Here is a 9754-nt window from a genome sequence, read left to right on the forward strand (position 1 = left end):
TTTGGACTTCCCCCCGGATGGCGGGCGCCGGGTTAGGAGCGTAAGCTCGAACCCAGGAGTCCACCGATGGCCAAGACCCGACGAACCTTCACACCCGAGTTCAAAGCCGAGGCGGTCCGCCGCATCACCGAGCAAGGTAAGAGCCTCTCCGAGGTCGCCCGCGAGCTCGACCTCGGCGAGAGCATGCTCAGGGCCTGGAAGCAGGCCATCGCCGCCCAGGGCGAACAGGCCTTCCCCGGCAGGGGTAACCCTCCGGCCTTGGAGGAGGAGCTGAGGCGACTCCGGGCCGAGGTCAAGCGACTGACCATGGAGCGTGAAATCCTGAAAAAAGCGACGGCCTTCTTCGCCAGGGAGTCGTCATGAGATACGACTTCGTCGAGGCCCATCGGGGTCGATGGCCGGTCCGGCTGATGTGCCGGATCCTGGCCGTCTCGCCCGGGGGCTACTACGGCTGGCGGGGAAGGCCGGAGAGCGAGAGGACGCGACGACGCGAGGCCCTGGCCGTCGCCATCAAGGCGGTCCACGTCGAGGTCAAGGCCCGCTACGGAAGCCCGCGGATCCACGCCGAGCTGGTCGCCCGGGGCCATGCCTGCGGCGTCAAGACCGTGGCCCGGCTGATGAGAGAGCACGGGATCGCCGCCAAGACGAGGCGGAAGTTCCGCTGCACGACCGACTCCAACCACGACCGGCCGGTGGCCGAGAACGTGCTGGATCGCCGGTTCGAGCCGGTGGCGGCGGATCGGGCCTGGGCGGCCGATATCACCTACATCGCGACGGCCGAAGGCTGGCTCTACCTGGCCGTCGTCGAGGACCTCTATTCGCGGAGGATCGTCGGCTGGTCGATGGGCCCGAGGATCGACAGCCGGCTGGTCGTGGACGCGTTGGAGATGGCCCTGGCCGGCCGCTCGCCCGGCGAGGGTTTGGTGGCCCATTCGGACCGCGGGAGCCAATATGCCAGCGATCATTACCAGCGGCTGCTGAGCGATCACGGGATCGTGTGCAGCATGAGTCGGAGGGGGAACTGCTGGGACAACGCGCCGATGGAGAGCTTCTTCGCCAGCCTGAGGAAGGAGCTGACTCGGGGCGAGATCTTCGCGACGAGGGGGCAGGCCAGGGCGAGCCTGTTCGAATATATCGAGGTCTTCTTCAACCGAGTCCGGCGGCATTCGTCGCTGGGATACAGGTCACCCGCCGAGTACGAACGAGCCGGATAGACCGTTAACCCGGCGCCCGCCATCCGGGGGGAAGTCCAATAAAGGCGGCTTACCGGACTCTGTCGTCAGGGGTCGTGCCGCTCCGGTCGACCGGCGGCCCGGGGGCAGCGGCGGATCCACGAAGGTCGGGGCCGAGGACGCGAGGCCTGCGAATATCCCCGATCCTGAATGACGGCCGTCGTCGGGCCTGGGATAATGCCGGCACGCCGCCCGCCGCGGGCGGCCTCGCACGGGTCATCGGGGACGACTTCGCCATGGCAGCCGCGGACCGCGACCTCCTCTACGGCCTGCTCGCCCTGCAGGTCGGGCTGATCGACCAGGGCCAGCTCGTCGCCTCGTTCCAGGCCTGGACGCGCGACAAGTCTCGCGGCCTCGCCGACCACCTGGGCGACCGGGGCGCCCTGGATGCGGAGCAGCGAGCCCTGCTGGAAGGCCTGGCCGCCCAGCATCTCCGCCGGCACGGCGGCGACGCGGAGGAAAGCCTGGCCTCGCTGGCGGTGGGCGCGTCGACGCGCGAGGCCCTGCGACGGCTGGCCGACCCGGAGGTCGACGCGACGATCGACCACCTCGGGTCGGACTCGACCGCCGCAGGCGGCGTGGACGACCGGACGGCGTCGTTCTCCGTCGGCACGGCCACCTCCGACGGCCAGCGGTTCCGCGTCCTGCGGCCGCACGCCCAGGGGGGGCTGGGGGCGGTCTTCGTGGCGTTCGACGGCGAGCTGCGGCGCGAGGTCGCGCTCAAGCGGATCCTCGACCGCCACGCCGACGACGCCGCCAGCCGCCAGCGCTTCCTGCTGGAGGCGGAGATCACCGGCGGGCTGGAGCACCCGGGGATCGTCCCCGTCTACGGCCTGGGGGCGTACGGGGACGGCCGCCCCTACTACGCCATGCGGTTCATCCGCGGCGACAGCCTGAAGGAGGCGATCGCCGCCTTCCACGGCTCCGAAACGCTGAAGCGGGACGCGGGCGCCCGATCGCTCGCCCTGCGCAAGCTGCTGCGGCGGTTCATCGACGTCTGCAACGCGATCGACTACGCCCACACCCGAGGCGTCCTGCACCGCGACGTCAAGCCGGGCAACGTGATCGTCGGCAAGCACGGCGAGACGCTGGTCGTCGACTGGGGCCTGGCCAAGGCCCTGGGCCGCCGCGAGGCGGGCGAGGGCCTTGCGGACGACGAGCGGACGCTGACCCCGTCGTCCTCCGGCTCGTCCGAGACCCTGCCCGGCTCGGCCCTGGGCACGCCCGCGTACATGAGCCCCGAGCAGGCCGCCGGCGACCTCGACCGGCTCGGCCCCCGCTCGGACGTCTACAGCCTGGGCGCGACGCTCTACTGCCTGCTGACCGGCGAGCCGCCGTTCCGGCACGCCGACGTGGTCGAGACCCTGCAGGCCGTGCGTCGCGGCGAGTTCGCGCCCCCCCGCGCACTCGTCCCGACGATCGACCCGGCGCTGGAGGCGGTCTGCCTCAAGGCGATGGCGACGCGGCCGGAGGACCGCTACGACGCCTGCCGCGCCCTGGCCGACGACGTGGAGCGCTGGGCGGCCGACGAGCCGGTGCGCGCCTGGGCCGAGCCGCTCGCGAGGCGGGCCCGTCGCTGGGCGCGGCGGAACCGGACGGCCGTGACCGCCGCGGTCGTCGCGCTCGCGGCGGGCGTCGTCGGGCTGGCGGCGGTCCTCGCCGTGCAGGTCCGATCCAAGGCCGCGCTGGAGCAGTCGCTGGGCCGCGAGACGCGGGCGAACGCCGCGCTCGCCAGGTCCCAGGAGGCCGTCCAGGCGCGGTACGACCTCGCCGTCGAGGCGATCAGGACCTTCCACACCGGGGTCGCCGAGGACTTCCTCCTCAGGGAGGATGAGTTCAAGGACCTCCGCGACCGGCTGCTGAAGTCGGCCTCGGACTTCTACGGGAAGCTCGGGGCGATGCTGGACGGCGAGTCGGACCCGGCGTCGCGCCGAGCCCTGGCGGAGGCGCACTTCGAGACGGCCCAGATGACCGCGAAGGTGGGACGCACGGCGGCGGCCCTGGAGACCCATCGCCGGGTGCTGGCCGAGCGCGAGGCGCTGGCCGCCCCGCCGGGCGGGGGCGGCCGGGACCTCGTCGACGTCGGCCGCAGCCTGACCGCCGTCGCGGCCCTGCTGCACGACACGGGGCGTGCGGACGAGGCGCTGGCGACGTTCATCAAGGCCGAGTCCGCCCTCGCCCCGCCGGCCGATGATGCGGCGATGGGGGCTCGGCTCGCCGCCCTGGGCGACTGCCGCCGCGGGATGGGCCGCCTGCTGCTCGAGAAGGAGGGGCCGGCCGCGGCGCTCGCAAAGCTTCAGGAAGCCCGCGTCGACCTCGACGCGGCGCGCGACGCCGGCGCCCGGGACGAGACGGTCCGTCGGGCCCGGGTCGCGACCGCCGGCCTGACCGCCGTCGCGCTCAACTCGCTGGGCCGGACGGCGGAATGCGAGGCCGAGCGTCGCCGGGAGCTGGCGCTGGCCCGGGAGTTCGCCGACGAGGATCCCGCCTCGGCGGAACGTCGCAGCAACCTGGCGATCGCCCACGGCGGGCTCGGCAGGCTGATGGCCATGACGGGCCGCTCCGGCGAGGCCGAGGCCGAATTCCGCGCGGGCCTGGCGATCTCCCGAGAGCTGGCCGACGCCAATCCGGGCGTCGCCCTCCTGCGGGAACGGCGGGCGGCCGCCCACGAGGCCCTCGGCGAGCTCCTCGGGGCGACGGGCCGGGCCGAGTCCGCCGAGGCCGAGTTCCGCGCGGCGCTGGCGATCGCGAGGGAATTGGCCGACGACGACCCCGGCGTGACCGCGCGCCACGAGGACGTGGCCCGCGTCCTGAGGGCGCTCGGCGGGTTCCTGCAGGCCGCGGGCAAGCCGGCGGAGGCGGAGGCCGCCTACCGCGAAGGGGTCGAGCTGGCCCGGAAGTCGGCCGACGGCTCGCCCGACCTCCCGATCCTGCGCGAGCGCGAGGCGATCCAGCGGGCCGTCCTGGGCAACCACCTCCAGGCGGTCGGCAAGTCGGCCGAGGCCGAACCCGAGCTCCGCGCGGCCCTGGCCACGTTCGCCAGGGTCGCCGGCGATCGTCGCGACGTCCCCGCCGCGCGTCAGAACCTGTCCAGCGCCCACGCCGACCTGGCCCGGCTGCTGGCCGTGACCGGGCGGGCCGCCGAGGCGGAGGCCGAATACCTCGAGTCCCTGCGACTCAGCAAGCAGCTGATCGAGGAGGAGCCCACCGTCTCCAACCACCGGGTGAACCTGGCCCGCACCCTCCTGACGCTCGGCTCGTTGCGGAGGTCGGGGGGCCGCGCCGAGGAAGCCGCGGCCGACTTCCGGGCCGTGGTCGCGATCGACGCGAAGTTGGTCGAGGCCGAGCCCGCCGTCCTCCAGTATCGGCGCGACCTGGGGGCCGCCCGCTCCGAGCTGGGCTTCGTGCTCTGGGCGATGGGGAAGCTCGCGGAGGCGGAGGCCGAGATGAGGGCCGGCGTCGAGGACTGGCTGAAGCTGGCCGACGACGCGCCCGGCCCCGAACAGCTCAACGGCCTGGCGGGCGCCCACGGCAACCTCGGCATGCTGCTGGGGGCGATCGGACGCGAGGCGGACTCCAAGGCGGAGCTGCTCGCCGCGATCGAGACCTACGAGGAGCTGGTCCGGATCAATCCCGCCGTCACGGAATCCCGGATCAACCTCGCGGAATGCCACAACGCCCTGGGCGGCACCGAGCTCCGAGCCGACGCCGCGGCCGCCGAGGCCGAGTTCCGCGCCGCCTGCGAGGTCCTGGAGAAGCTGGCCGAGGAGAATCCCTCCGACGTCGAGGCGCGCATCCGCCTGGCCACGGCCCGCACCAACCTGGGGATGACGATGGCGCACTCCGGCCGGTTCGCCGACGCCGAGGCCGAGCTCCGCGGGGCCGCCGAAGCCTTCCGAAAGAAGCTGGCCGCCGAGCCCGCCGACCTCGAATGTCGCGTCTTCCTGGCGAACGCCTTGGCCTCCCTGGGCCGCGTCCTCGACGAGGCCGGAAATCTGAACGAGGCGGTGGCGCAGCTCCGCGAGGCGACGACCCTCGCGCAGGAGGCCTCCGAGGAACAGCCCGGGGACCTCCGCGCCTCGAAGTTCCTGGTGCCGGCGAGGGGAGACCTCGGCACGAGGCTGCTGCTGCAGGGCCGGAAGGCCGAAGCCGAGGCCGAGCTCCGCACGGCCCGGGCGATCGCCCTAGAGGTCGTCGAGGCGTCTCCCGAAGACGAGGACGCGCGGGGCCGCTCGGCCACCGCCCGCGTCGGCCTCGGGAGGCTGCTGCTCGGGGCCGGCGACGCGGCCGGGGCCGAGGCCGAATTCCGCGCGGCGTCGGACGTCCTGGAGCCGCTGGCCGCCGCCGCCCCGCCCCTCTCCGACCACCATTCCGCGCGGGCGGAGGCGCTGGTGGAGATGGCCGAGGCGGACCGCCTCCTCGGCCGGGCGGCGCAGGCGGGCGAGGCCCTCGACCGCGTCGTCGAGTTCCACGAGCGGTACGTCGCGGCCGACCCGGTCCGCCCGGAGCGACGCTTCGCCCTGGCGAGGGCGCTCCGCCGCCGAGGCCTGGCCCGTCGCGACCTGGGCGACCTCGCAGGCGCGGGGGCCGACGCCCGGCGGGCGGCCGAGGGCTTCGACGGGCTGCCGCCCCGATCGGCCTCGAAATGCTTCGAGGCCGCGGCCGCCCACGCGGCGCTCGCGGGTCTCGCCGGCGAGGAAGGTTCGACCGTCCCGGCGGCCGACGCCGGGCCAGAAGCCGACCGCGCGGTCGAACTCCTCCGCCGGGCCCTAGCGCTCGGGTTCCGCGACGCCGACGCGCTCCGCACCGAGGCCGCCCTCGACGCGGTCCGCGGCCGCAACGACTTCCGGGCGATCGCGGCCGGCGGCGGCTAGCTCCGGGGGCGTCCGCACGTCCCGTCCCACCAGTTCAAATCCACCCGTGCGAACATAAACTCCATTATTGGACCCACGGCCGGGCCCTCTCACGAGGCGCAGGGCCGCATCCCCCGGCCGTCGCCGAATGTCGATAAGGGCTGGAGCCACGAGTCCTCGCGGCGTACGCCATCGAAGCCGATCCGTCGCGTAGACGCCGCCGGCGGCACGCCGAGCTCCCAGCAGGAGTCCCGACCGGTCCCTTCGGCCGTCGCCTGCGGGCGATGCTGGCCATGTTCGCCAGGTCGTACCGGCAGGCCAAGCGGCCGATCCGGCAGCCGGCCCCCGAGCTGTTCGGATCGGACGTCTCGCCGGGCATGATCTCCATGCTGGACCGCCGCGCGGCCGGGGTGCCGGGGCCGATGGTCGACGAGGTGGCCGCCGCGATCAAAGCGGCCCAGTCGGCCGATGTCGACGACGGCTTGCGGCCCGAGGCCGACGCGAAGGCGCGGCTCGGGGTCGGCCTTGCCGACGACCTGACGGCCTTCACGATCGCCGACGACCGGGGAGCCGACGTGGCTCGCTCGAAGCCGCCATCGCAGAGTCCGTGGGTTGAGGGCGGCGCAATTCGTAGACCCGCCCGGCCAGCGACGCATCGGCCGAGACACGCCGCCCTGGTCATGTCCACCGTCGCGCGAACATTCGAGTGATAGCCCACCATATCCTCCACGTACCCGCAGAGCACTTGGAGGTATCGCTCGAGGTCGGCGTCTCCCACTCTTCAGGGTGGTCTCGAAGGTTCCGCACGAGCAGGTTCGGAACGGCGGCGAAATCCCCCGGTTCGAGACGCCGCCCGCCCTTTCGACTGGTGCATCACCGGACGATCCGCTCACGTTTACCTCTTGAGCACGCACCCGCCCCGCCCTCGATCCCGAGGACGCGACGCTCCCTCGGGCCCAGCACGAGCAGCGAGGCCGCCTCGAGCGAAGTCGGCCGCTCGGCGACGGCTCGCGGCTTCGGCGCCCCGACCTCGGGGTCCAGCCTGGGCAGGCCCAGCTCCCGGTAGACCGGCCGCATCGTCGACGGCTCGCGGCTTCGGCGCGGCCCATCCCGCCCCCTTCATGACGGCGTGCGTGAAATCCGTCCCATCCCTCGCGTCGTCGTCCCCGTCGACGAGCTCGACACGTATAAGTCGAGGCGGGATGCGATGGAGCCCGGCCGCGACCCTCGGGGAGAAGTCGGAGCGGTTCCGACCCTCGGGATCACGGGAGGCGGAGGAGGTGGGGGATGGGCGAGAAGCCGATGCGGATCGTTTTCCACGCGATAGCCGGCGGGGACGAGTTCTGCATCTACACCAACCGGTCGGATCCGCCCGGTCCTTTGGAAGTCGGCGAGGCGATCGTCTACATCCACATGACCTCGAGGCCGGACCCCCCGCACCACAGGAGCCCTCCGAAGGACGTGTTCACCTGCGTGCGGGAGAACACGGGGGACTCGCCCGAGAAGTCGCGCTCGACGAAGTTCCGTCGGCTCTTCGGGTACACCGCCCGGGACGCGGTCGTCGAGGCCGGCTACGCCCTCAAACCGCCGCCGAAGCTGGACAGGGTCCCCGGTCCCCGCCTTATACACTCCTACGAGGTCCCCGGTCAGGACCCGCCGGCCCGGCCTCGCGGCCCCTCCGGGCCGGGGCCGCGCACGGCCGCCCGCGACGAATCCGTCGGCGATCCCGGCGGGACGTCCTAGGTTTCGGAGGGGTGGATGGTCCACCCGCCGAGGAGGCCGCGCCATGCCGTCCCCGAAGCCGCCGCCCTGGGACGAGCACGCCGAGTCGGCGAGGCTGCGCCGCGAGATCGTCGACCTCATCGACCGCCTCGAGGGCGGCGAGGCGGGATGCGAGGCCGAGCTCGCCCGGGCGCTGGCCGCGTTCTCGTGCCTCGCCGACGGTTCGCCGGTCGTCCTGTACCGCGGCGTCGTCTATTGCGGGCTGATCGGCTGCGACTACGGCTCGATCGAGCTGACCTGGCGCGTCGTCGCCTTCGCCCGCGACGAGGTGGTCGACCTCTCGGCCCCGAGGCACACGGGGAACTGACGGCCCGCCCGTCGGGACGACGCCCCCGCCCCACCCGCCCCATGCCCCCCGTCGATCGCCTCGCCCCGCCCCGCCCCGCCTCCAGTCTACTCCAGAGGTCGCACCGGACGGCCTCTCAGCCGTCGTCGTCCGACAGCAGGGCGTCGAGCTGGGCGAGGTAGCATCGGACCTCGAGGTATCGGCTCTCGATGGGCGCGTCGCCGCTCTCGATCTTGGGCCCGACCGGCACCCGGGGCGGCATCATGCGCACGCCGGGGAGTAGCCTGACGGCCTCGCCGCGGATCACGTTGTACTGGCGGCCGAATCTCCTGAAGGGGGCTTCCCTCGCCGTCCGGGGCGACGCTTCGCTCATGGCCTCCAGGGTGGCCCGGACGACGCGCCGCAGCCGGATCGCCTCCAGGGTCGTCTCGATCTCCGCCCGCTCCGCTTCGCTCGTCGTGTCCACGGCGTCCTCGGCTTCCTCTCGGGTCTATGGGCGTGGGGGCTCGCGACGGTGCAGGCCATAACGGAAAGGCCGGGCCAGGCGCGATCGGCGGGACGGGATCCCTCGTGGAGCTTCGCCAGGGCCTCGCCCTCGCGCTCGAGCTGTTCGGGGTCCGTCGAGCCGGACAGCCTGCCGAATAACTCTCTGGCCCGCTCCGCCTCGGCCTCGGCGAACTTCAGGGCCCGACGCTCCCGCCTGGTGAGCGTCTTCCCGGCCTCGACCAGCCTGTCCGCGGCGGCCCTGTCGTCGGCGCTCCAGGCGTGCCGGGGCGGCGCGGGCTTCCTGGGGTTGGACCTCGGCAGCGGCCGGACGTCCCGGAACCGGGGCTGCCAGTCGTACCCCGTGGCGTCGCACGCCAGGCCCGGAGCGAACGGGACGCCGCAGGTCGGGTCGCTCGGGATGAACGCCCGCGTGGGCGGCGCCCGGAACAGCTCGTCGCGCCGGACCCGCGCCAGGGCCGCGCGCACGGCCTCCGGGGGGCTCCCCAACTCGTCGGCGATCTCCCCGACCGCGAGCCCCGCCATGCGGAGCGCCGCGACGGCGCCGACGTCCACGGCCGGCCTCCGGCCCCGGTTCTCGCGGGGTCGGCGGTCCGGGGGGAGGGACGCCACGAGCCGGCAGACGCTCGCGACGGAACAGCCGAGGAGCCGCGCCGCGTGCGCGTAGCCCAGCCCCTCGTGCTCCAGCAGCGCCGCCACCCGGGCCGCGTCGATCGCCTCGGCGTTCGTCGTCGACATGGCCCGCCCTCCCGCGCCGGGGACCCCGTCAGGCCTCCGGGCCGGGCTCGGCCGGCGCCTTGCTCGCGGCGTCCGAGAAGACCTTCTCGCACCCGGCCCGCTCCAAGGCGTCGAGCTGGAGGTCGAGGCTTTGTTCCCGGGTCGAGACGCGGGCGTATCCGATGAGCATGGCTCTCGTCACAAAGACGGGGGAAGCGTGTCACAACTCATCCGACCCGGCAAGGTTTCGGGACGTTGATTCTGAGACGCCTTCTGGAGCGGATTGCGGCCCGGCGGGTCGCGTTCGACTGCTCCTCCCCCAGGCGTGTCAGAAACGGGCGTTTTTGACACAGAGGCAACGGGCTTATCCTGTGACCTAG

At 73.3% G+C, this 9754-nt stretch carries 8 protein-coding genes and 1 pseudogene; 5 read left to right on the top strand and 4 right to left on the bottom strand.

Features of this window, described 5'->3' with window-relative positions; translation table 11 throughout:
• The first annotated feature begins 66 nt into the window (after positions 1 to 66).
• The 3 genes from G6O68_RS30765 (at position 67) to G6O68_RS30775 (ending at position 6795) form a co-directional block, all read left to right on the top strand.
• Positions 67 to 1214 (top strand): IS3 family transposase gene (locus G6O68_RS30765; RefSeq protein ID WP_390625408.1). Its coding sequence is split into 2 segments (ribosomal slippage): positions 67 to 340 and positions 340 to 1214, totalling 1149 coding nucleotides; the frame shifts between segments, so codons are not numbered across the junction.
• A 254-nt stretch (positions 1215 to 1468) separates the two neighbouring features.
• Positions 1469 to 6106 carry a serine/threonine-protein kinase gene (locus G6O68_RS30770; RefSeq protein ID WP_165253415.1) on the top strand — a complete coding sequence of 1546 codons (4638 nt, stop codon included), beginning with the start codon at positions 1469 to 1471 and terminating at the stop codon, positions 6104 to 6106.
• A 263-nt stretch (positions 6107 to 6369) separates the two neighbouring features.
• Entirely contained in the window at positions 6370 to 6795 is a 426-nt protein-coding gene (locus tag G6O68_RS30775) for a hypothetical protein (RefSeq protein ID WP_165253417.1), read from the top strand.
• Between the two features lie 163 nt (positions 6796 to 6958).
• Here the strand turns inward: G6O68_RS30775 and G6O68_RS30780 are convergent, their stop codons facing one another.
• Positions 6959 to 7162 carry a hypothetical protein gene (locus G6O68_RS30780; protein WP_165253419.1) on the bottom strand — a complete coding sequence of 68 codons (204 nt, stop codon included), beginning with the start codon at positions 7160 to 7162 and terminating at the stop codon, positions 6959 to 6961.
• Between the two features lie 210 nt (positions 7163 to 7372).
• On the opposite strand from G6O68_RS30780, the gene G6O68_RS30785 reads away from it, so the two are divergent.
• Both G6O68_RS30785 and G6O68_RS30790 read left to right on the top strand, forming a co-directional pair.
• Entirely contained in the window at positions 7373 to 7828 is a 456-nt protein-coding gene (locus tag G6O68_RS30785) for a hypothetical protein (protein ID WP_165253421.1), read from the top strand.
• A 43-nt stretch (positions 7829 to 7871) separates the two neighbouring features.
• On the top strand, positions 7872 to 8174 hold the full coding sequence (locus tag G6O68_RS30790) for a hypothetical protein (protein ID WP_165253423.1): 303 nt from the start codon (positions 7872 to 7874) through the stop codon (positions 8172 to 8174).
• Between the two features lie 115 nt (positions 8175 to 8289).
• Here the strand turns inward: G6O68_RS30790 and G6O68_RS30795 are convergent, their stop codons facing one another.
• The 3 genes and pseudogenes from G6O68_RS30795 to G6O68_RS30805 all read right to left on the bottom strand — a co-directional run.
• Positions 8290 to 8526, bottom strand: coding sequence for a hypothetical protein (locus G6O68_RS30795; protein WP_165253425.1), 237 nt, complete (start codon positions 8524 to 8526; stop codon positions 8290 to 8292).
• Positions 8523 to 9395, bottom strand: coding sequence for a hypothetical protein (locus tag G6O68_RS30800; RefSeq protein WP_165253427.1), 873 nt, complete (start codon positions 9393 to 9395; stop codon positions 8523 to 8525). The genes G6O68_RS30795 and G6O68_RS30800 overlap by 4 nt, the downstream gene beginning before the upstream one ends.
• 40 nt (positions 9396 to 9435) lie before the next feature.
• Positions 9436 to 9564, bottom strand: a pseudogene (locus G6O68_RS30805) (recombinase family protein); the annotation flags it as partial.
• Positions 9565 to 9754 lie beyond the last annotated feature (190 nt).

This window comes from Paludisphaera soli (assembly GCF_011064595.1).
GTDB classification, from domain to species: Bacteria; Planctomycetota; Planctomycetia; order Isosphaerales; family Isosphaeraceae; genus Paludisphaera; species Paludisphaera soli.